Annotated in this window: 16 protein-coding genes; 1 reads left to right on the top strand and 15 read right to left on the bottom strand. The window is 46.5% G+C overall.

The genetic code is table 11. The features are described from left to right. Positions 1-106: 106 nt before the first annotated feature. From G9G57_RS06410 to G9G57_RS06395, 4 genes are all read right to left on the bottom strand, one after another. A complete protein-coding gene (locus G9G57_RS06410) occupies positions 107-1,024 on the bottom strand; it encodes a PD-(D/E)XK nuclease family protein (RefSeq protein WP_039276873.1) in 918 nt (305 codons plus the stop codon). A gap of 112 nt (positions 1,025-1,136) precedes the next feature. Continuing rightward, a complete protein-coding gene (locus G9G57_RS06405) occupies positions 1,137-2,447 on the bottom strand; it encodes a galactokinase (protein WP_044786417.1) in 1,311 nt (436 codons plus the stop codon). A gap of 243 nt (positions 2,448-2,690) precedes the next feature. Further along, entirely contained in the window at positions 2,691-4,214 is a 1,524-nt protein-coding gene (locus G9G57_RS06400; protein WP_019686318.1) for a copper amine oxidase N-terminal domain-containing protein, read from the bottom strand. Between the two features lie 101 nt (positions 4,215-4,315). Next, positions 4,316-5,980, bottom strand: a complete 1,665-nt coding sequence (locus G9G57_RS06395) for a PucR family transcriptional regulator (protein WP_044786416.1) — start codon at positions 5,978-5,980, stop codon at positions 4,316-4,318. 406 nt (positions 5,981-6,386) lie between these two features. Between G9G57_RS06395 and ald the strand changes: the two genes are divergently transcribed. Beyond that, positions 6,387-7,517, top strand: a complete 1,131-nt coding sequence (gene ald, locus G9G57_RS06390) for an alanine dehydrogenase (RefSeq protein ID WP_031463018.1) — start codon at positions 6,387-6,389, stop codon at positions 7,515-7,517. A 93-nt stretch (positions 7,518-7,610) separates the two neighbouring features. On the opposite strand, the gene G9G57_RS06385 is transcribed toward ald, so the two are convergent. From G9G57_RS06385 to melA, 11 genes are all read right to left on the bottom strand, one after another. Then, on the bottom strand, positions 7,611-8,147 hold the full coding sequence (locus G9G57_RS06385) for a mismatch-specific DNA-glycosylase (RefSeq protein ID WP_025364181.1): 537 nt from the start codon (positions 8,145-8,147) through the stop codon (positions 7,611-7,613). Positions 8,148-8,162: 15 nt separating this feature from the next. Continuing rightward, the gene (locus G9G57_RS06380; protein ID WP_164964673.1) at positions 8,163-9,026 is read right to left on the bottom strand and encodes an aldo/keto reductase; all 864 of its coding nucleotides are present in this window, start codon (positions 9,024-9,026) and stop codon (positions 8,163-8,165) included. Positions 9,027-9,039: 13 nt separating this feature from the next. Next, complete coding sequence (locus tag G9G57_RS06375) at positions 9,040-10,332, bottom strand: hypothetical protein (RefSeq protein ID WP_044786414.1); 1,293 nt, start codon at positions 10,330-10,332, stop codon at positions 9,040-9,042. A gap of 145 nt (positions 10,333-10,477) precedes the next feature. Beyond that, positions 10,478-11,932 (bottom strand): PstS family phosphate ABC transporter substrate-binding protein, encoded by a 1,455-nt coding sequence (locus G9G57_RS06370; protein WP_044786412.1) that lies wholly within the window; start codon positions 11,930-11,932, stop codon positions 10,478-10,480. A 151-nt stretch (positions 11,933-12,083) separates the two neighbouring features. Further along, a complete protein-coding gene (locus tag G9G57_RS06365) occupies positions 12,084-12,848 on the bottom strand; it encodes a class I SAM-dependent methyltransferase (protein ID WP_016821393.1) in 765 nt (254 codons plus the stop codon). Positions 12,849-13,062: 214 nt separating this feature from the next. Continuing rightward, positions 13,063-15,159, bottom strand: coding sequence for a multidrug ABC transporter permease (locus G9G57_RS06360; RefSeq protein ID WP_044786411.1), 2,097 nt, complete (start codon positions 15,157-15,159; stop codon positions 13,063-13,065). Continuing rightward, positions 15,134-16,036: an ABC transporter ATP-binding protein gene (locus G9G57_RS06355; protein ID WP_044786410.1), complete on the bottom strand. Its 903-nt coding sequence runs from the start codon at positions 16,034-16,036 to the stop codon at positions 15,134-15,136. Before G9G57_RS06355 ends, G9G57_RS06360 begins: the two co-directional genes overlap by 26 nt. Continuing rightward, positions 16,029-16,418, bottom strand: a complete 390-nt coding sequence (locus G9G57_RS06350; RefSeq protein WP_016821396.1) for a GntR family transcriptional regulator — start codon at positions 16,416-16,418, stop codon at positions 16,029-16,031. The genes G9G57_RS06355 and G9G57_RS06350 overlap by 8 nt, the downstream gene beginning before the upstream one ends. A gap of 162 nt (positions 16,419-16,580) precedes the next feature. Next, on the bottom strand, positions 16,581-19,256 hold the full coding sequence (locus G9G57_RS06345) for a PAS domain S-box protein (RefSeq protein WP_017426355.1): 2,676 nt from the start codon (positions 19,254-19,256) through the stop codon (positions 16,581-16,583). Positions 19,257-19,606: 350 nt separating this feature from the next. After that, positions 19,607-21,760: a glycoside hydrolase family 6 protein gene (locus G9G57_RS06340; protein WP_113050941.1), complete on the bottom strand. Its 2,154-nt coding sequence runs from the start codon at positions 21,758-21,760 to the stop codon at positions 19,607-19,609. Between the two features lie 591 nt (positions 21,761-22,351). After that, complete coding sequence (gene melA, locus G9G57_RS06335) at positions 22,352-23,866, bottom strand: alpha-glucosidase/alpha-galactosidase (RefSeq protein ID WP_113050942.1); 1,515 nt, start codon at positions 23,864-23,866, stop codon at positions 22,352-22,354. Between the last annotated feature and the right edge of the window lie 46 nt (positions 23,867-23,912).

The following is a 23,912-nucleotide window of genomic DNA, read 5'->3' as shown; positions in this document are numbered from 1 at the left end:
GAATTTGAGAGAGTTATAGCCATTATGCAGGTGGATGGTGCTTCCCACCGCTATTGCTTGTGCAGCACCATTCCACCTACTCCGTTTTTATGTTAATTTCTCGATTTCAGACCGCGCGGTACTTACACACCTCGCGAAAATTACAGCCGCCGCAGACCCTGCGTGAAGGCATCGGTGTAAAGAAAGACTCGGGCTTGGGTCGATTATAGTAATCATCATCGAGGCAGGACTTCATTTCCTCGATGTAACGTCCTACATTGCCAACTACCTTGTCGATATCCTCTGGTGTGGGGCGATATACTTCATGCTCTCCTGTCATCAAATACTCTACCCGTACCTCAATTTTCTCCAAAGGAAGCTGATAATGCTCCTGCACATAGGAAGCATACAAAAATAACTGGTCGGAGAAGTCGCCTTCCTTACCTGTTTTCCAATCTACAATAACCATGTCTCCGTTGTCTCTACGATAGAGCAAATCCATTTTGACATATACTTTTGTCTCATGTAGGAGCATCGTATCCCATTTTTCCACCTCAACGATTCGGGCCTGGCCCTGTTGCAGCTCACGCCAAACTGCGGTACGGTACAAATTGTGTACCACCGCGTGCTGCCGCTCCTTAATCCGGGCAATCCGTTCCGGAAGCACTTCATCATCGTAGTAAATTTCGGCCAGCATGACCCGATTTTTGGGATCTTGCAGCCATAGCTCACGGTGTAAGGATTCCTTGTAGCTGTCATTCAACATGCTCTTCATAGCGGTCTCCAGAAATGCTGTGCGCGGGACAGCCCCTTTTTCCATCCACCCACGTATGACCGATTCACACATTTGGTGCGTAATATTCCCGAATAAAATATATAAGTTGCTCAGTTGCTTAAGCCGATACAACGTAACTTGTTCTTCAGTGCCCTGTGCCGAATTCCAGCCATTATGCGAGCCGTAATAATGATAATAGTATTTGCGTAAGCATTCGTCGAACGTTTGGGCCCTTGATTGTGAATAAGACCAGGACGGATATATTGCCATGACAGGCCCTCCTTCATTAGAACTTCCATCTCTCTATTATAACGCATGCCTAAGCTGTATCGGCCATAAAAAGAACAAAGACTTTAACCTATAGGTTAAAGTCTTTGACTGACTAGTTAGTACACTTGCTACGAGTCCGTTCAGCATTGATCAATTCGCTTACATTAACAGCACCATCCTCACGGACGTTGACAACGAGTACTGGAGTTCCCAGCATTCCGCTGATCCACTCCTTGTAATCATCCACATGATCATTGGGAAGAATCGTCAAGATCACACCAGCAAAGCCACCACCATGTACCCTGCATGCGCTATCACCAATTGATTTTAAATACATTTCTGTTAAAGCCAGTGCAACCGATACATCTTGTTCACGATCAATCCCACTCCTATAAACGTTCTGCAGCCATTTCCAGGAAGAGTTTCCAGATTCGGTGACCAGCCTTAAGAAATCAGAAAAGCGCCCTTCCTCCAGCGATTTCACCTGCTCATCCACACGCTTATTTTCTTCAAAAAAATGCAAAGCACGAAGTACTGCCCGATCCCCCGCTTTTTCCCTAACCATTTTGAGATTGGCATACAGATTCTCGGGCGATAAGTCACGGCAAACAGAAGCGCCCAAAGACTGAGCCACAGCACGCATTTCGTTCGGCACCGCTGCGTAATCATCGGTTAAATCAGCGTGATTTCCACCTGTATTTACAATAACCAGGGAATAGCCGTTTTGTTCAAAATTCCAATGGACTGGATTAATGATCGGTTCCTTGGGATTTTCAAAATCAATGGAAATCAAGCCGCCATATGCGCAAGCCATCTGATCGAGCAGCCCCGAAGGCTTGTTCCAATAAACATTCTCCGCATACTGACCAATTTTGGATTTAGCAACAGTATCTAATGCTCCCTCGTTATAAAAATGATTTAATATTGTGCATATCAACATTTCAAACGAAGCGGAAGAGCTTAATCCTGAAGCAGAGAATACATTACTCGATATATAAGCCTGAAATCCTCCGATGCGATACCCGAATTCAAGTAAACCAGCTGCAATGCCACGGATCAGCAGCATCGTACCATCATCCTCCGGTTTTGGTACCAAGTCGTTTAAATCAATGACGTATTTCGTTTGGTAGCCTTCAGAAAAGAAGGTAATAACAGGTTCTTCCACTCTAGCTGCTACAGCGATCGTATCAAGTGTAATACTGCCTGCCAGCACCTTCCCGTGGTTGTGGTCTGTATGATTCCCTCCAATTTCGCATCGCCCTGGAGCACTAAATAATTCAATATCCCCTACACCAAAATGCTCCTGATACGCCTGTATAAGTGATTGATATCTAGAGGTTTGCTCGGAAACTTGTTGTTGACCGTACATTCGAGCAAGCACCATCTGTCCCTCGCTGGAATTCAATAGCTCCATATCTTTCATCGTATATCCCCCTACTTGTATGTGTTTTCCACTCAGAATGATGCTTTAATTATCTCAATTTTTCCTGTGTAAAAGTATGGCACAATTTTAATCTGTAAGCGCTTATTTTAATCGCTTTTATGAGCATTTTACCAATATAACTAAAAAAGAACCAGCCCCTAATCCGGACTGGTTCCTGTATTTATACCTGATTCATTCCATGTAATAACCGTTAAGAAGAAGAAGGTGTACTTTGATTTCTTTTTAATCGCGTTTCAGTACATATTCTCCAGCATTGTTACGAGTTACAGTAGCGCCAAGTACCTCTGCAACAGATTTGAAAGGAACATACAATGTGCCATATTCATCCGTGTATGGAGCTTGTGGCAACGTCAATGTGCTTCCTTCCAGTACAGCCTGCTTGGAGCCGCTTTTCAGCTTAATCGTTTTACCAGTAATATCATCAATTACAGTTGTTTGTTTGGCAGCTGCATCCCATTTTAGTTCTGAGCTCAATTCACCTGTCAGTTCACGCAGTGGGATGAAGGCCGTACCTCCACGATTCTCCAAAACGTAGTAATCGTCTTTAGGATCGAAAGTGGTTTCTACTTTTGTAATTTCCAAATCATTTTTTAAAATATTGTAGATCGGAGAATTTGCTTCAAAATTGCGCAGCGTCGCTCCTGGAGTTAATTCAGCTTGTGTATTCAAGTCAATAACGCCGTTAGAAAGATCTACTTTATCGGCCGTTACACTACCATTGACGTTCCAGGCTTGAGTCTCGGTCAGAATGGTAAAGGACTTCACCGGAAGATCGTCCACATCTGGCAACGCGACTGTCAAGTCTGTCAGCGCTTTGCGAACATTTCCTTTTTCATCAAAATACATGTCGTTTTTCAGCACCGTGTTGGCACTCAGGACTGTTTTGATTTCAGGTGCCTGTGCATACATAGTGCTGACTCCTACATCATACTGTGCCACAGCCAGGTCCAAATACTTTTTAACCTCAGTGTAAGCCTCGTTGACCAGCTTTTCTTTGTTTTCATTTAGTTCTGTTGTTACTTTATCACTACCCTCAATAGCTACGCCGGAAGCGATGGTTTTAGTCACATCAATAGCTTGGCCGATCAATTCTTTTAAGCCAGCTTCATCCTTGGCCAGATTTGTCAGGAACGGTTTTACCAATGCAACCAGTTCATCACCGCGCAGTTCTGTATGGAGACGGGTCAGTTTCACCTTGTCTTTTTCACCGTATACTTCTTCGGTTACAGATGTTGCAGAAATGGTCGAAGGGTTAGGAGCATGCTTAAGCATAAGTGCAGCGGCTGTTTTGGTCAGATCTCTCACGTCTTTGGAATATGCATAAGGATCAAACCCAGCAGGCAGACCGCTCAAACGCTCTTGCGAGTTCAGAGATATGTAATAAGGTTTTTTGGCACCTTCCAGGTGAATAGCCATACCTTGGCGATCCAAAGCAAGCTCAAATGGCAAATTATACTTATCAATGTGTAAAGTACCCTTGGCGGAAGCAACTTCCTCCGATTGTACCTTAGCTTCATCTACAGTCACCGAAATCGAATTAATCAAATCTACGATTTGTTGATCTCCTTGCGTGATTCCTTCTTTTGGAGTTAATTTAAGAGAAATTTTCTCCGTTGTCTGCTGGGATTTCACATCAAGTGTTCCCAATAAATTTTTACTTACATCAAATCCGCCTACTGCCTGGCAACCTGTCAAAGCTACCATTAACAGAATAAGAGGGACGGCAATCCATTTTTTTATATTCATATTAATCCCCTTTCAAGATATTTCCGTTATCTCTTCTATTATCTCAGTGTTAACACGCATTGTAAATGAGTAGAATAGAAAATAGAACTAGTTATTTAGGATCAATTTTCAGCCTGAAGCATCCGGTAAGCCAGGAGTGCCATCTCCAGACAACGACGTTTGTCAGGGTCTGCCAAATTCCCCTCTACGATTTCATTAATTTTATCCAGTCGATTATAAAGAGTCTGCCTATGAATATACAAAACTCCGGCGGTATCACGCTTGGAGCCATGACATTGAAAGTAGGCATCCAGCGTATCCAGAAGCTGCATATGATGCTCACGATCATGCACAATCAGCTCGCCCAAATGGTCCTGTACAAATTCTTGTAGAAAAGGAATGCGAGGCACTGCTTTCAACAATTGATAGATTCCGATGCTGTCGTAAAATAGCTGATCCTTCATGACCGGGACGCTTCGCGCGACTTCAATGACCTGATATGCCTCTTCAAAACTGCGGTCCGTCCCGGTCATGCGGTGCCTTACCTTACCAAAGCCTGCATGAATGCGCACTTTATCAAGCTGTCCTGCGGCATAGTTCTGAATATATTGGACCGTATGGGCCAGCACTTTTTTCATCTGCGCTTCGGAACGCAGCGTTAATTCCTCCTTGGCACAAAGGATGTAGCATTGACTTCCTTTCATCATCAACAGATTGTGCAACGCTTCTTTTTTCAATAGAGAACGAAGCAGTACTAATACATCCTGATTGATGGATTCCTTGCGCACCTGACTCGCGTCCTTGTCCTGATGCTCTACCTCGATGACTCCTGCCCAAAATAAATACCGACCCTTCGTTAACAATCGCAGTCCCATCCGGGTCTGGGCCTGTTCTTCATTGGGAAGCTGGCCGTTCAATACATCCTGAATCAGTTCATTTTGATTACGTAGCAATCGGTCTTCAAGAAACTGTGTTCTCAGTACCAATGTAGCGGCCGCCTTGGCTGTGTAATCAATGAGCAGCGACATTTCTTCCGTCGGCATTTCATTATGCAGTACCACACCTACAGCGGAAAACACCTGACCGAAGCATACAACAGGCTGAAACAAGACGGCAGTGGATTCATTTAGGTGAAACAGCAGGTGCCCTTCACGATCGGCAGTCATACTGGATTCCACTTCATTGGCATAAAAATCCGCAATATGGTCTGCCACATCCGGCTGGACGGAAGGCACGAATCGATTGGTATCAATGGAGGACATGTAGATGACCTGCCGGGCAGCATAGTCATGAAGCACACGCAAGAGGGCGTTCATATCGGTGCTGCGCAGGGTTTCCTGCTGAAGCTGACGTGAAAATCGCTCCAGATCTTTTAATAGTTCATGATGTCGGTTAATAAGTAGGGAGTGAATATCTTGTGTAATTTCAACAAAACGCACCGGCTGCTCAAATATGATGACCGGGAAGTGATGCCGTTCCGCCAGCTCCAGTATTTCAGAGGGGATCTCATGGATGCTCGTGCCCAACTCCACACACAATCCTGCGGCTTCCGAGCGGATCAGCTGCTCCATATACTCGGCGCGCTCTTCCCCCTTCCGGATTAACCACAGGCCGGTCGTCAAAATTAGGTCATGACGGCTCACAAAGGGGGATACATTGGTGATTTCTAGCACATGAACCCAACCCACACGGCGATCTACGCCATGTTCCCCCGCTGCCAGCTTCGCCCGCCGGAAAACAGGACGTTCCAGCACATCCGCAATGGTAAATGTTTTTTTACCTTTCATGGGCATTCTCCCTATGTGTATGTCTTTATGTCATTTTATATGACATATATTCATCAAAAAGTCGAGCCTTCAAGTCAGATAATCCGACAAAATGTATGATGCGAAGGAGTCGAACCCCTTGTAAACTGTACCTAATCTAACATGAATTGCATTTATCGGCTTGAGTCCATGTAACTAATCAGCAGGCTGCTTACAAATGATAGTGCAATTTTCTAAGCTCGTTTGGTCGCATCCAACAGTAAACCATAGCAGGGGTAGCTGCCCTAAAACACGTTCAACAAACATTGATTCTGCAGCGTAGCTGCCCTAGAGAACATGATCAACAAACATTGATTCTGCAGCGTAGCTGCCCTAAAAACAATTATTTGCCGTTGGATAACAATTATTTTTAGGAGAGGTGAAACGAATGAAAATTGGGATTCCAAAAGAGATTAAAAACAATGAAAATCGTGTCGCTCTGACACCTGCGGGTGCTGCTCAAATGATTCAACACGGACATCAAGTGTTTGTAGAAAGCCATGCAGGGGTTGAAAGTGGCTATACAGACGGAGATTATGCCACTGCGGGTGCGATCCTTGTCCAGCAAGCGGCAGATGTGTGGTCCCAGGCGGATATGATTATCAAAGTAAAAGAGCCGCTCCCCTCTGAATACAGGTATTTTCGTCCAGGTTTGATTTTGTTCACCTATCTGCATCTGGCTGCCGAGCCCGCACTGGCCCGGGCTTTAACAGACAACGGCGTAGCCGCCATTTCCTATGAAACGCTAAATGTGGAAGGAAGCCTACCGTTGCTTACCCCCATGAGCGAGGTTGCAGGCCGAATGGCTGTACAAATCGGAGCACAGCTGTTGGAAAAACCAAAAGGCGGTAAAGGCATCCTACTGGCAGGTGTGCCAGGGGTCAAACGCGGTAAAGTAACTATTATTGGCGGAGGGGTGGTCGGCACCAATGCTGCCAAGGTCGCTATCGGTCTCGGCGCAGATGTTACATTGATCGATCTAAGCCTGCAAAGATTGCGCCAACTGGACGATATTTTTGGCAATCAGCTCCATACATTGGTGTCCACCCCTTCCAACATTGCTGAAGCCGTGGCGCAAAGTGATTTGCTGATCGGTGCTGTCCTGATCACTGGTGCCAAAGCCCCGCGGCTCGTAACAGAGGCCATGGTGCAGACAATGCAACCCGGTTCAGTGATCGTCGATGTCGCCATTGACCAAGGTGGCATTGTTGAGACGATTGACCACATCACGACACATGATCAGCCAACCTATGTAAAGCATGGCGTCATTCACTATGCAGTAGCGAACATGCCTGGCGCAGTACCACAAACCTCCACGCTCGCTCTGACGAACGCGACTCTCCCCTTTGCTCTCCAACTTGCGGATCTCGGTGTGCTAGAGGCACTTCGCAGAAGCAAGCCGCTGCTTAGCGGTACCAATGTCCTGAACGGACATATCACCTACGAAGCAGTCGCCCGTGATCTGGGGTATCCTTATGTTCCTGTGGAACAGGCATGGCAGACCAAAACCCTACAATAGAAAAGAAGCAGCACAAAGAACCATACACTTTTCCCAGTAAGGATTAAAGTGTATGGTTCTTTGTATGCTGCATCTACCAAACGTAGCCGCATTTTAGACGGCTTCTGACGAAAGGAACGTTTGGAGACGGCTATAAATATTCGTGATTTCTTCCAGCGACATGCGCACCAGTCCACTAGACGAAGGTGCCACAAATTCATGCATTTCGGGGATTAGCGGTTCAGGCTGAAATCCCCAATCCGCTTTGGATTTTTTACTATATTCGGTGTACACGCCTTTGCCGACAAAGCAAGCGACCTTGGGGCGGTATTCCATTAGCTTCGCATGCAGCTTCAGACGCCCTTCGGCGTATTCCTCACGGGTAATGTCCTCCACTCCCCTGGTAGGACGGGAGACAATGTTGGTAAAACCGAAACCCAGCTTTAGCAGCTCCCGATCTTCCGATGGATCGTATAAGCGAGGGGTCAAGCCAGCCCCCTCCAGTATGCGCCAAAAGCGGTTGCGCGGATTAGCGTAATGATGTCCTACCTCGCCGGATTTCAGACTGGGATTAAAGCCGATAAATACAACGGATAATCCATAGTCGAGATGATCATCTACCTCGTGTAGTTCTGTCTCTGGTTCTGTCATCAGGCCCCTCCTTCCTCAAACCATATCCAGCGGCTGCTTCCTCGTTGGCGGAGGAAAAGCTTCGTCTATTTGTTGAAGTTGTTCAGGGGTGAGCCGAATGCTTGCTGCCGCTGCATTTTCTCGTACATGCGATTCTTGTACCGCCTTGGGAATTGCCCACACATCACCGTCCCGTATAACCCATGCGAGTGCAATTTGCAATGGAGTTACTCCGTGGCTGGCAGCAATGTCTACCATAATGGGATGCTCCAGTAGTCCTCGTCGCAGGCGTCCACCTTGGGCAATCGGGCAATAGGCCATTACAGGCACCCCATGCGTACGGCTCCAAGGAAGCAGATCATATTCGATACCTCGCGAAGCCGCGTGATACAGCACTTGGTTGACAGCACAGGCTTTGCCATTACTCAGGCTCCAAAGCTCCTCCATATCGGATTTGTCGAGATTGGACACGCCCCAGTTGCGGATTTTGCCTTGCTCACGCAGTTTTTCCATACCTTGTATTGTCTCTTCTAGTGGAATATTCCCGCGCCAATGCAGCAGATACATGTCCACGTGTTCGGTTCCCATTCGGGTTAGGCTTGCTTCGCAGGCTTGAGCCAATCCTTGACGGTCCGCATGATGAGGGTAGGCATTGCTGACAAGATACACATCGTCCCGGCGGCCTCGAATGGCCTCCCCGACGATCTCTTCTGCGCCGCCCTCCGCATACATTTCAGCCGTGTCTACTAGCGTCATCCCCAGCTCGAAGCCAAGTTGAAGCGCACGCACCTCCTCCTGGCGAAGGGAGGCTTTTTCGCCCATATACCACGTGCCCTGCCCAATGAGTGGTACTTCACGACCGTCCGTCCATGTAATCGCACTTCTCTTATGTTGACTCAACTACATTCCCTCCTTAGGAGCCTGGTGTCACAGGCTTGTCAAACACATGACTCTGCGTCCAGTGCTGACCACCATCCGAGGTGGTATATAGGATCGGGGCCTGCTCTGAATCCGAGAAAATAGCCCAGCCTTCCTTGGCATTGGCCATCCCGATTTGCTGACCGCCATAACCATCAAAGCCTTGTTTGCCATTGTTCCACGTCTTGCCTCCGTCATTGGTCCAACCAATCGTATTAGGCTTGTCACACGGTGCACAGTACCCACCCATCAAAGCGGTACTGCTGTTAACCGCATAGAGCATGCCTGGTGCCGTCCCTTCATTTTTGGCAACCTGATTGTCTTGCTGGCTAACACCTGGTGCAGGACCGCCGCCGGCAGTAGAATTCGCCAGTACAGTACGCCAGCTTTGTCCGCTATCAGCCGTATGCCAAAGCGAATACGACGTCTGATTCATCCCCGTATCTCCAACCAGCTCAATCCATGCGTTGCCCCGTCCTACCGATCGAATAGTTACTCCGTTCAGAGGCCCCTCGGTTGTCCGCGACATGACAGGAGTCCAATCTTGACCACCGTTAACGGTGTGCAAAATTTGGATCGAGCGATCTGTTTTCTGGGTTACTGCCCAGCCGTTTTGCCGATCATGATAATATGGCTGTCCTACCATGTGGCTAGGCACAGGGAGCGAAGACCAGCTTTGTCCACCATCCTTGGTATATTGGTTGCCACTGAATCCTTCCTTGGATGATACAAAGTGTAAAAAGCCCGCTTGTCCTTGCTCAGGTACAGTCCCGACAGCTTCCCAAAGCTTACCGCCATCGTGAGTTGCCAGCAGTGAACCGCTATCTTCCATAACAGCCCAAGCCTGCTCTCCATTCAAGGCAAAAATCTGTTGAACCGTACCTTTGCCTTGATACTGCACATTCCAAACTGAACCGACTGAACCGGATGGAGCCGCGTCTGTTCGGGCAATCCATCCATTACCGCCGATCCAACCGGATTGGCCGTCGATTAATCGAAGCGCGGTAATATTGTCCATGCGGACGTTCGCTATACTAGCATCTGTCTTCGTTTGCCCGCCTGTCTCCACTGCTTTGTCAGTGCTGGACGGGGATGTGCTGCTTTTGCCGTCAGAAGCAGTCTGCTGTTCCGGTGTATCTACAGTGGCTCCCGAATCATTGACTTGTGTCGATGCAGAATCCTTTGGTTTATTCTGAGTCGTTTGTCCTGTTTGTGATCCTGTTTCACAACCTGTTGCTACTATGGCTACGGCGAGTAAAAGCACCCAAACCGATGTTTTTTTCTTCATTTTTGTTCATCCCCTTATGTTGTTGATATACTTGCTGCGCGGGTATTGTATTCACAGCAAAGCATATTCTATGTATTACCCTGCTGTATTGGTTTCACTCTTGCGGTGAGTATACGATACTGACTGTATTCGAATCGTTATAGGATTACGAGTTTACAGGAACAAAGCCGCCTTTTTCAATGGCCTGCGTTCCTGCTTCGCTTTGCAGCCATTCGAGTAATCGTTGCATCGAAGCACGTGGCTTTTCGCCTTCGCGTGTAACTACAAACAGTTGGGCTGTGAATGGATATTGTTTCGAACGAATGTGTTCTTTGTCGGGCTCCACTCCATTAATAGATAAAAATTTGACCTCTTGACGATTATGCATCACATTTGCGAAATAATAAAATGAATAACCGAGCGCGTTGTGATCCTTGTCAAAATCAGCAATTGCATTAATCATCTCACCCATTATACCAATTCGGAGTTCCCGAGGCGGTTCAGCCATGTCCTGACCTTTCATCACTTTCTTCTGCATATATGTTTGGCTTCCTGAGTTTTCCTCCCGCTGATAAGCAACGATCGGCTGATTCTTGCCCCCTACTTCACGCCAGTTACGAATAGATCCTTCATATATGCTGCGCACCTGCTCCGAAGAAAGTCCGTTAACCGGATTGCCTTTATGAACGAGAAAAATAAACGCATCCCACCCGATAGGTGTAAGCTTCATTTGAATTCCCCGACTTTTCGCCAGGCGCAATTCCTCATCGGATGGACCCGCCACCAGTATCAGATCCGCCTTCTTTTCAATCAGATTGACATAAGCCTGATGTGTTGTGTTGAATCTCAGTTCGTGAGCCGCACGAACCTTGTTCATTCCGGTCAATTCATGCAGCATATCCTGTGCGAATGGAATGGCCGCTGTAGCGCCATCTACTACCGGAAAATCCCTCTCCGCAATGTACGGACGCTGAGGAAGCATGAGCGTAATCGTCAGCACAATGATGAGCGCAGCAGATATTGCAGCTACAACCCATTGCCATCTATGGTCCACCTTTCCGTGCTGGTCGGTCACCGCTGGATAGCGATCTACCCCAACACCGACTACCATGCCAGCTATGGGCAGCAGTGCGGTCAGCAGAAACCAGATTCCACCGAGCTGTGTATATGACCCCAACACTTCCAGTATAGGTTCCGCCCAAGCGTGATAGAGTGCAAAAAGCTCCCACGCTCCTCCAGATACTTCGGCAAGTTGGCCGCCAGATCCTCGTAGTCCTATAATCCACAACCACAGCCCGCATAATAAGGATGCTAGCCCAGTCAGCATCAGCAGAAGCTTATGCATATTGGACATATGCGCACTCAAAGCACCATAAGCTGCAAAAATGAGACCGACCAGCCATACATATAGCAGCAATATTACAACCACGGTTATATCCGTCACACCTTCATGCCTCAGCAAATACTGCACTTGAGGTGCTACAACCATACTCCAAATAATATTAAACATGACTGAAAACAATCCAAACATAAACGTACCGACCAGCCATGGCCAAAACCATGCTATCCGCACAGAATTGCCCTCTTTCGGCTTGCTTATAACTTCCTTTGGTTCAGACATGTACATCCCCCTATATCTTATAAATGAAATGAGTCTGTAAGCTATTGCTTCTTCATTGTACAATTATGGTAAAGATTAGTATACGAAAGGGTAGTAAAAATGACAAAAAGGCCTCCCCTACAGGATAGGCCTCTTTGGTATCGAATCTTCTCTATATCGCTCTGGCATGGATTAAAAAACGATGCTGCTTCACGTCCCAATAACCATCACGTTTAATATCCAAATACAGACTATACAGCTGTTCTATATATTTCTCTGGCTGGAAGTCTGCAATCTGCCATTCAATAACTTTTAAGTAATAGACAATCGCTCCAATATCGTAAAAGCGCTGGATCGGAAACTGTTCCCGCTGCTCTACGATTTCAAAACCATTACTTTTCAAACCTGCAATTGCTTGAGGAAGAGTCCAGTCCGCATACACGTAATCAGGTGCTCCCAAGCGGGCGTTAAGGCCTGCACAATCCAAGCCTCCTGCCTGTTGAGTCAAAAACGTACCTCCTGAACGCAAAATACGGTGCACTTCCGCTGGCGAAAATGACTCATGCTTGTTCAGCACAAGGTCGAACCCAGCATCGTCAAACGGAAGGGAATCGTCATCATGAATAGCCATCACGCGTACACCCAGCGGCTCCAATCTTTGCTTGGCGATAGGTACGTTCGGTGCATATGCCTCTGTCGCACATATGATCTCTGGAAAAGGGCGCAACTGCGACAAGAACTCTCCCCCGCCTGTTCCCATATCCAGCATCGCCTTCGAGGCATGCATCAACGCCAAAGCCTTGCTGGCATAAGACCAGTCCAAAGGTTCGCTCGCCACTCGTCCCGTGTCCGAAATGAATGAAAAATCCCATCCGGAAAATGACTGTTTATGATGATCCAACAACTGTAGAAATTCACGATCTTCTGTATATTTCATATTTTTTTGCTCCTCCACTATTGGACTGTACAATATTGAACTCTTCTCTCTGTATGTTCTACGTTGTATCACTCTGGTCTCTATTTATGTCCGTTCTAATGTGGAGGAGCTCTTGCCCGTCGATGAGGTTGTTATATGTCGTGTCCGAACCATCCCATGTTCATCTACCTCCGTCCATATTCCCTCTAAACCAGATACTGTCCCTCGTAGGAGCTTAAGGAACTGCCGGTAATGCCTTGGCAAGCTCCGGTGTCATATCGTTGGGAGTAAAATAGTAATAGCGTGTATGGGGATCTGAACTAAATAAAGGTTTGATCTTGACTTGAACCAAGTAAGTGCCTTTCGCCATATCTGGAGTATAGCTATTAGATCTACGCTTTTCCAGTACAGTGCTCCACAGCTTCGGATCTTCAATCGTTATTGCTTTGTGCTTTTGTTGAATGCTTCTAAATATTTTATAGTCTTCAATATATTGATTGGGTTGATAAGGCTCCATTTCCTGAGAAATAATAGGAACAGCCCGTATCGAAAAAATATCCTTGGCATCGATGACGACCTTATCCGCATATCCCTTTTGTTCTAGCCAACCTGTAAGCTTGTGATAGGAAGCCGGCCAATTAAATGAGAGTTCACGCTTCCATTTCGGTTCGTTATTGGTAAAGGATGACTCTTTATTTGTAATAGAAACATTCCCCAGAGGATATCGATGTGATTGCATTTCACTATAACTCATACTTAATACTTCTTCTCTGAGTATATCTTCAAATTCACGAGTTTCTTTGGGATTGGTCAAAACCACTCGTCTTTCATTATCATCTACGGATTCGATATTGATCGTCTCTGCTTTTCCTTGCAGCTTATCCAGCTCGTATCTTACCGTTTTATAAGGCTCTGCTTCCATCACCTTAGTCAGTTCTGTCCGGAAAGGTTTCTCAGGGAATGTATAACGCCGAGTCATGGTGGAACCATCATCCAAACGGTAGACTATGAATGCCGATTCGACGGCCAGGTTTTTGGACAACATTTTCTCGCCAGCTGCATGTGCGCGTACGAGTTCACGATGTAAATTCAGCACAGAGGTGATATAGGCCCTGTCTTGGGAGTAATAAGCTTCTCTTTCTGCATCTCCCCCTAGAGGCTCCTCTCGCCCGACATAAACTTTTTCTACGGAGTGTGCTGTTGGAATCCGCCCCTCATAACCCAACCAACCTGAAACCGGGATATATAGTACCAGCCCCATGATCACACCGTAAACGACCATTTCCACTAAAGCACGAACACGCATAATTTGCCACGTCTTGCGAATGACCATCTCTACAACGATATAGCCTAAAATAGCTCCAAGTGCATACCCAAAAATCGACCAGTTTGCTCCTCTTGTACCTGCATTATTAAAATAATCGCCTAGTATAAGCATGGCGCATAGTATGACTCCTGCCTTGAACAAAGGCTGTAAGAAAGGAAATGCTATGGCCTGAGTCGCCTTTTCGACCAAGCGTTTACGATACAAACCATAACTCAAGGCGACAAACAGCAGAGAGATACCTAGATAGGCAAGTAGCTCCATGTAAGAAAAGGCGCGCTGTGGCAAGTTGTCCATAATGCGTACAAACGGCGATAAGTTTTCCCAAACATTATTATTGCTGCGAAACTCCCCACCATTAATATATTGAACAACGGTTTCTCGCACCCGCACATATCCGTATAAATTACGTTCTAGAAAACGCCCTATCATCATGAATAGAAACTGAGGCAATAGCAGCAAAACATACACTACTACGGTCTGTAGCAACGATTGTCCCACACAAATCCCTACAAACACAGTAAAAGTAAACAAGAAAATCGTAAGGACGGACACGACCAAAGCCCACGATCCAACATCATTAATTTGAAAAATATAAGGCAGTTCGACTGACGTGTTAACCCAAGCAGTTACTCCCGCAGTCAGCCATACAGGTACAAGTAAAAGAATAAGACCGCTAATTAAATGTGACGTTAATAGATGCTCTCTACGCAAAGGTAGGCTGTGATACAAATCGGATGGCCCCTGTCGCTGAACAAAACGAAGCAGCATCACACCTGCCAGCACCGGTACAGTCATTAAAATCAATTTTTGCAATTCATTACCCGAGTTTGTACTATCGAACAAGCTTTTTAAAACCACTCGTGGTTGTTCATCACCAATGCTCATAAAAAATGACAGCGGTACTGTAAACAGTAATCCCGCCAAGTACAGTAGACCGATCCAGCCATGCTGTCTCAGGCATTGGCGAATTACGCCGCCGCTACAGAAGAATCGGTTGGATGTCATAACCTGCGTCCTCCATTTCATAAATGAAAATTTCTTCAAGCGTCAACGGCAGCAAATCGAATACATGCGGCTCATACGCTTCAATCGTCTCCGCAATCCGCTCTCGCTCACCCCGGATGATAAGCAGCAGAACACTGCCCCTTCGCTCCTTATGTACGACCGAAAGTTGGCTACAGACAGCTTCCTCATGCATGCTGTCCCGAAAAGCAACCTGTACCTTATGCGTATCGGATTTGAGGTCGTCCACCTCTTTTTCCAACAGCATCCGACCTTGGTGCATAATGCCGACATGATCACACATGTCTTCAATCTCACGCAAATTATGCGATGAGATCACGACGGTCATCTCACGTGCAGCGGTTTCTTGGAACAAGAGATTTTTGATCATTCTACGCATCACCGGGTCCAGACCATCAATGGGTTCATCCAAAACCAGCAGTTCAGGCATGCAGCTCAAGGCAAGCAAAAAAGCGGCTTGGCGCTTCATCCCTTTGGAAAAACGGTGAAGTTTGCGCTTCGGGTCCAGCTTGAAAATATTCGTAAGCTGTGTGTAGCGTTCCTCACTCCAACTTGGATAAATGGAGCGGTAAAACCGGGCCATCTGACGAATTGTCGCTTGCGGGAAAAAATAAGGGGTATCCGGCAAAAACAGAATGTGCTGCTTGACTTCAGGCTGCTCATACACTGGCTGACCATCGATTAGCACCTTGCCAGTATCCGGTCGGTAAATCCCGGCAATGATTTTGAGCAAGGTCGTTTTCCCTGCCCCGTTCGAGCCCAGCAGTCCAAAAATGGAGCCCTTCTTTACCGTGAGGGCAAGCTGATCGACAGCCTTTTCTTCTGTAAATGTCTTTGTGACTTCCCTTAATTCAATCAAGGGACATCCCCCTTTCCTTTGTTTGCATAGCTTCCACGTATATGTCGTCCACTTCCTGCTGTGTAAAACCGAAATGGACAGCTTCGATCATCAGTTTTAACAATGCCGCCCGAATCTCATCCCGCTTTATTTGTTGCGGCTGCTGCTGGGTAGGCGTGACAAAGCTGCCTTTGCCCTGGACGGAATAAATATATCCTTCGCGTTCCAGCTCGCGATACGCTTTCTGAATCGTATTCGGATTCACCGTAAGTTGAGCGGACAATGCCCGTACAGAAGGCAATTGCTCATCCGGCTGAAGCGATCCGTACACGATCATTTCCTTAACCTTCTCCATAAGCTGTTCGTAGATTGGCTTACGGCTGCGGATATCCAGCTCGAACATGGACTTCCTCCTTTCAACACTGGCTCAAATTCATGTATACATGTTCAACTGTTCTAACTGTACTATAATTAATAGTACAGTTAGAACAGTTTGTCAATCTTTTCTTTGGACATTTCTTACAAAAAATAGCCGCGATGCAGAACGCATCACGGCTATTTCTTTTTAGCCTTCCTTTGAATCATAAGGCTGATCACGGCTTATATTCGCAAGTGTGTGCCCTTCCGGCAGTTTTAGATCCAGTTGGAACCGGAATGTTGCTCCTCTGGCCTCGTCACTATCTACACCAATGGAACCCCCCATTAGCTTGACCAGGTTTTTGCAGATGGACAAGCCAAGACCTGTCCCTCCATATTTCCGGTTCAGTGCCGGATGAAGCTGGGAAAAAGGCTGAAACAACAAATGCTGACGGTCTGCCGGAATGCCGATTCCAGTATCCGTTACACTAAACTCAATCAGGCATTTCTTTTTACGGCGGCTGTAAGCCTTTCTCTCCACAAAAATATTTACACGCCCTCGCTCCGTAAATTTGATCGCATTGCTCACCAAGTTCACCAATATCTGTCGGATACGCACATGATCACCGACCAGCATCCCTGGCATTTCCTGATCTACATGCCATTCTAGCTGGATGCCTTTTTCCATAGCCTGCGTCATAAATAGGTCAGCTACACTGCCAACCACATCCTCCAGCACAAAAGACTCATGCAGCAACGACATTTTGCCAGCTTCGATTTTGCTCAAATCCAGTATCTCATTCAATATCTGCATCAAAGCGTTGCTACTGCTGGTAATAATATCGATATAGCTACGCTGCTCCTCATCTAATTCCGTGTCTGCCAGTAATCCTGCCATGCCTATAATGCCGTTCATCGGTGTACGAAGCTCATGACTCATCACAGACAGGAATTCTGACTTGGCTCGATCGGCGCGTTCGGCAGACTCCTTGGCCCGAATAATCTCCTTTTCATTCGTCCTGTCTACAAAAACCATCACCGCTCCTTTTCGTTCGCCGTTATCCATCAAAGGGCTGATTCGATAGGAGGCCAGAAAACTGGACCCGTCTTTTTTCCAAAATACAGCTTCCTCTGCCTGATAAGAAGCGCCGCTGCGAATCGCTTGGAGAATAGAAGCCTGCTCGTCCGGAAAATGGCTGCCTATTTCGTCAGCATGGCGAATGACGTCTATACATGAACCGTTCAGCGGGTTGGCTGATCCTATGCCGAACATCTCAACAGCTGCCGGGTTCATAAAGCGGACATGTCCTTCGGTATTCAAACCCACAATTCCTTCGGATACTGCATTCAAAATAAGCGAATGCTCGTTACTGAGCTTTTCAATCTGAGCAATGTAGTTTTTAAGAGGGGTAACATTCTCTATAATCCCGTAACAGCCTACAATTTCTTCTTGCACGAAAATCGGGATATTCGTCATCTTGATGAATAGACGCTCCCCCTCCTTATGTATGAATTCCGATTCATAGGTTTGTGTCTCCCCCTGTTTGGCCATTTCGATATGTCGTTTGATTTTGTCCTGTTCCTCAGAGGAAGCCATTACAAGTATTTCAGCTCCAAGAAGCTCATCCCTCGTATAACCCGTAAGCTTCTCCAAACTCGGATTCACGCTCAAAATATGACCTTCCATATTCATGGCGCATATCCCGAGTGGATTATGCTGAAATAGTGACTTATAACGGTTTTCACTTTCACGAAGACGTTGCTCGATTTCCCGGTGCTCTGTAACATCCTGTATCATCCCGACTACTTGAACAGGCTTGCCTGCATGCTCGTCCATCTCAGCTTCCCAGATCGAGCGCAGTACCTTCTGTTCCCCATTGGGCAATACAATCCGGTAAAAGGTTTCTTCGTGAATTCCCTTTAAGATCACGTTGTTGATAATTTGCTTCATCCGTTCCGTATCTTCGGGATGAACTGCCTTCATGAAAGCGTCAATACTTGTTTCAACCGGCTTGACACGATAGCCAAATATGCTGCGAAATTCCTTGGAAAAATGCATAACATTGTTGACCAGATCCCAGTCCCATGAGCCGAACATCGCCAACTGTTGAGCTTTTGCCAGGTTCTCCTCGCTCTTCTGGCGCTCTGTGATATTTCGTCCGATGGATAGAACTCGCTTGATCTTGCCCTGTTCATCCCGAATAATACGGTACGATACTTCCAGCCACAAATAATGCCCGTCCTTATGACGTACACGCCGCTTCATGATGCCTGTTTCCTTGAACATTCCATGTACACGCATGTAATCGGCATCTTCGATATGGTAAAATTGAAGCCGTTTTTTGCCGAGCATTTCCTGCTTCGTATAGCCAAGGAGTTTTTCCACCGAAGGAGAAATATATTGAAGTATGCCGTCTGCCGTGCTGTAAGAGATGACATCCGGCGTATTTTCGGTAATCAACATGTACAAATCCTCATTGTCCGAAAGCACCTGCTCCATGTCCTTTTTCTCCGTGACATCCATTGCATACGCAATCAAATAAGATTGTTCGGTAGCCTCATCATCAAATATGGTTAATTCCAGCGATAGCCAGACAGTTGTTCCCCGTTTATGCTTTAAACGCAGCTCTGTCTTGTAGACTTGATCCGTAGCCTTTAGCCAACCTGCATAAGCCTCCCTCAATCCTTGCTGATCCTGAGCCTCATTATACAAGAGATGGTAATATCGGATATCCAATAATTCCTCCTGCTCATATCCGACCATTTTGCAAAAGGCGGGATTGACGTACAGACACTTCCCCTCCCTCGACAAAATCACGATTCCTGTCGGGGCATGATTATACATATGTTCCAGCAAAGGCAGTCGTTGAGCAGCAGAAAACAAATGAATCTCCTCCTCTATATGAAAGACATTAAAACATGTATGCACAAAAGATTGCCGATGCAGGTTCATCGGCAATCTCTAGATTATTTTTTTATACCACCCGGCTAAGAAAATGACGCAAAAATCGCTCAGCAGTGAGTTGCGATTGCCTTCTCTACCGAGATGTTGCCAAAAGTGGTTGTTGACCCCCACAGTAGATTAGTATTCTTTCTTCATTATACACAATTTGAATGCTTATTCCCTTGGTCATCGAATTCTTTATTTGAAGACGTTAAAAAAGGCTACAGCAGTTGTGCCGCAGCCCTTTTTCAACAATTATCAGTTATTCAAGTGTATATATTCACCTATTCCTAAGGCTCGATTCCCCATACCAGCTTATCGTTGTGGAACAATGTTACTTTGTTCCATTCAGCATAAGAGGTTTTGGTTGGATCGAAGGAATAGTCATTGGATTCGTTCAGATTAGACCAGTCGCTATTGTTCATGCGGATCTGAATATCACCTGTTTGCGCGCCAGCAGCAAGCGTGCCGGCAGCAGCACTGAATCCAATTTCAATATAGTTGTCTTTAATGGTACGCAGCACGTTATCATTACCTACTTGCGCCCAGTCTACCGCAGATTGCAGCTCTTGGCTGCCATCTTTCGTGAAGTAATAGCGGATTTTAAGCTCGCTCAACTTCACTGGTGTTGTCCCTTTATTTTTGAGATTAAAGAAAGGCTTGGCAGCGTTATTCGCTGGATCCGTGTCCCCAGCACGATACATTACAACCAGATCACCCGTTGGATCTGTAGGATTCGTTGGATCTGTCGGTGTACCTTTTGGCTCAGCGCTTACCGTTGCGGAATCCTTACTTGTTCCTTTCGCATTCGTAGCACTTACAACATAGAAGTAAGTTGTTCCGTTCGTCAGTCCCTTATCCGTGTACTCTCTTTCCGTTACAAGAGGCGCAACGGCTGTAAAAGGACCTGCTTCGCTAGTCGCGCGTTTTACCGTGTAACTCTCGGCACCAGTAGACGCATTCCAAGTCAGCGTTACTTGAGCATTACCCACAACAGCCTTTAAGCCTGACGGCACTGCTGGAGCAGTAGGCGCTGGGTCTACACCACCAGTGGAAGGCACGATTGCAGGGTACGCATTTTGTACCAGCATTACAAACTGATCATGGAACCATGCTCCTGAAATAGGTGCATTCGGCAAAGCATCTGTTAATGTGCCATCCTTGGTTGTATAGGTAGGATCACACATACGGTCAAAGCCTTTACCCTCATCGTTCGGGATGAGTGAGCTGGAACCATCGGAATCCCCTGGAGGTTTCGCCCAGACATAGGCATCGATATGACCAGCTGGAGCCGTTTGTGGCGGCGTTCCCATACCTGCTCCGCTGTTATTACACCAGTTACCACGGTGTGAGCGTTTGTCTACACGACCGGAGTTTACATAGGAGTTAATATCATTGCCGACTGCGGAAGTCGGACGGTTAGGTCCTCCCCATCCATTACGGCCTGTATCAATTAACATACCGAGTGAGCTCGGCCAGCCTGCGCTGACAAAATCTCTATGCAAGGACTCTGCAAAATCCGATTCATCGAAATTAGGATTCCATTCGTAGTACTTGGACGATTTGATCGGCTGTCCACCGATATTCAGATTTGGATCAGGCAAATTAGGTTCTGTCAGCGGTGAAGTATTGGCTGTATTCGTGATAAAACCATCTACACTGGACAGACCTTTGCTTGTGTCTTTGAAAATAGTTGTAAACAGGGATACCGTTGCTGAACGGTTGTTATCCCAGCCTAACCAACCAGAGTGACCGATATCTACGTATTTGTACACGTTAGGAATCTCGTTCAGCTTATTCATTGTGTATTTAACACCAGCTTCGTAAATCCCTGTGGACTTGGCTTGCGCACATTTCGGATCATCCAGATTGGTTACCAGATTTGGCAAGCTATCCGGTTCAATAATCGCAATGATACGAATATCCTTATATTTGGGATTTGCAAAAATAGAAGCTATTTTGTCAATATAATCCTTTTTATAAGTTTCCAGACCTGCCTGGGTCAGCGGCAATTCACCATTGGAAGCCAAGGCATGACAATCCCGTCCGGGCAGATCATACACAATGAACTCCGCCGTAATCGGTGTGTTGCCTTTCTTTTGCGCCAATACTTGGTCCAAATGTGCCTCCAAGCCAAGCTTGCCTCCACCGCCGTTAATAGCGGCGATACGATCAAGCCAAACGGCTGTCGGGAATGTTTTGACCGTTTGCATTTTTGCCTTCAGATTCGCATCCGTAACCTTGGCAATCGATGTGTCGACACTAGCCGCATAATCAGGGCTAACGTATTTTGTCGCCCCTTGGTAAGGATTATCGACATGGGATTCTGCATGTATTTTATCCGTAAATCCTGCACCTGGTAGAAAGCTGCTTGCGACGAGTGATAGCGCAAAAGCATACTTCATTCCTTTACGAAGCACTTGCTTTGTTTTCAATTGCTTCACCTATCTTTCCGTAGATTTTGTTGAATCTTCCTATGTCGGCACCTGATTGTTATATGATTAAATGTGTGTTACGCCTACTCTCTCCCTAGAAAAAGTAGCGTTCATAGTTGCGAAAGGTAAGCGCTTTCTATTTGTTCATGCGCTCACATTTTTCCCCTTTTTGTCACCTCCTATGTTAGATTATAGTGAGCTGGAAATCTGCTGTAAATTGAATAAATTAAGGACTACAATTATTAATTCGGCATATGAATTGCCACACCGACGGTTCGGCATGGTCTCTCTTTTTTTGAGATTGGTTCTATCATTTGTTGAACTTCCCTGCTATGACAAGCCCTCAGGAGATTCAGAGTCGACAGTAAAAGTGTGGATTCATAAAAAACAAGACTGTATTCTTTAATTTCCGTCAGCCCAAATCGACAAGGATAAACTTTAGGCTGCTATCTACGCCAATCAATCGTTAACCTATCGACAGCAAAAAAAGGATGTTTCAGGCCTACGACCATGAAAACACCCTTTTATTGTTATTCAATCCCCCTCTGCTCATTAGCAGGTCCATGGAATGAGCGTTACTGCAATTGTACCAAATAGTTGTTACGCATTGCTGTTCTGTACTTTTTCGCGATCCTTGCCTTTGTCAGATTGTCCTGCATTTTTATTGGCGGCATCCCGATCCAGCTGCATTTCTTCAACTGTCTTCACCTTAAGCCGTGCTGCTCCCTCATAAGATTGGGTTGGAATCAGATCGCCTGCAGCCAAACGTTGGCGAGCTTCGGCAATCGCTGCCCCGTATTGCGGCAACCATGCTTCCTGTGCCACTAGCATCTCATCGACCATCTGCCAAATTTCTTTCGGGTTACACACCGCGCCCACTAACGGGTCCATCATAAACGCTTGGCGCAGCAGCTTATCGTCTCCATGTACAGCCGCTTCAACAGCCAAACGCTGAACGGAAATACTAACATTGCACACGGCAGCAGGACCCAGCGGCAGTTCTCCAACTTGCGGCATAGAAATACCGTTCCGATCCACATATCCAGGAGCTTCAATAATCGCATCGTCCGGCAAGTTGGAAATTACACCGTTATTCACGACATTAAAGTGCCCCCGGTACACACGCCCGGTTTCCAGGCTTTCAATAATGTATGAGCCGTGCTCTTCACCTCGATGCTCTGCCTTGTACTCCAGTGGATCTTCCTTCATCCAGTTAGGGAAATCTGTTTCAAACCAGTTACGTCCTTCCGTACATACACGCAAATAGCCGCCTGTTTCTCCGTTGATCCAGTTGCCCAGATCAATCCAGTCCAGAATTTCATTCGGACGCTTCCGATACCAAGGCACATATTCACTGAGATGACCATTCGACTCTGTGCTGTAATAGCCAAAACGACGAAGCATATCGATGCGTACCTTTTCGGTGCGGCTAAATTCAGGATGTTGTTCAAAAGCCTCCAGCAGTCCGGCTGTTAGATCCTTACCCTTATGCGAGGCCTGAATGTACCATGTTTGGTGATTGATTCCGGCGCATACAATGTCCACATCCTGCTTCTCCAAACCGTACGCCTCGGCAATTTGGTGATGCCCATTCTGGACGCCGTGACATAGACCAACCGTACGCACGCCACCGTACTTGTTGCAGGCCCAGGTCATCATCGCCATTGGGTTCGAGTAGTTCAGCAGCAGCACATCCGGTGCACTTAGCTCGCGGATATCTTTGCAAATCTCCAGCATTTCAGCGATACCACGCTGGCCATACATGATGCCTCCTGCACATAATGTATCGCCCACGCATTGATCCACACCGTATTTTAGCGGAATATCCACATCGGTCGCAAAGGCTTCCAGACCGCCGACGCGGATTGTACAAATGACGTATTTGGCATCCTTTAGAGCTACCTTTCGATCCGTAGAGGACTGTATTTGTATGGACAACCCATTCTCACGAATATCCCTCTGACACAGTTCAGTAACCATATCCAGATTGTGCTGACTGATGTCCGTAAAAGCCACTTCAATATCGTTAAACTCCGGTACTGATAACAGATCTCGCAAAATTCCACGGGTAAAACCGATGCTTCCTGCTCCAATAAAAGCTACTTTAAATGACACGGCATTCAACCTCCGGTAATTAGAATTGTAATATACCGTCATTGTA

Source organism: Paenibacillus sp. EKM211P (assembly GCF_011066175.1).
In the GTDB taxonomy this organism is placed as follows: Bacteria; Bacillota; Bacilli; order Paenibacillales; family Paenibacillaceae; genus Paenibacillus; species Paenibacillus polymyxa.
This window is presented reverse-complemented; position numbering and strand designations above follow the sequence as displayed.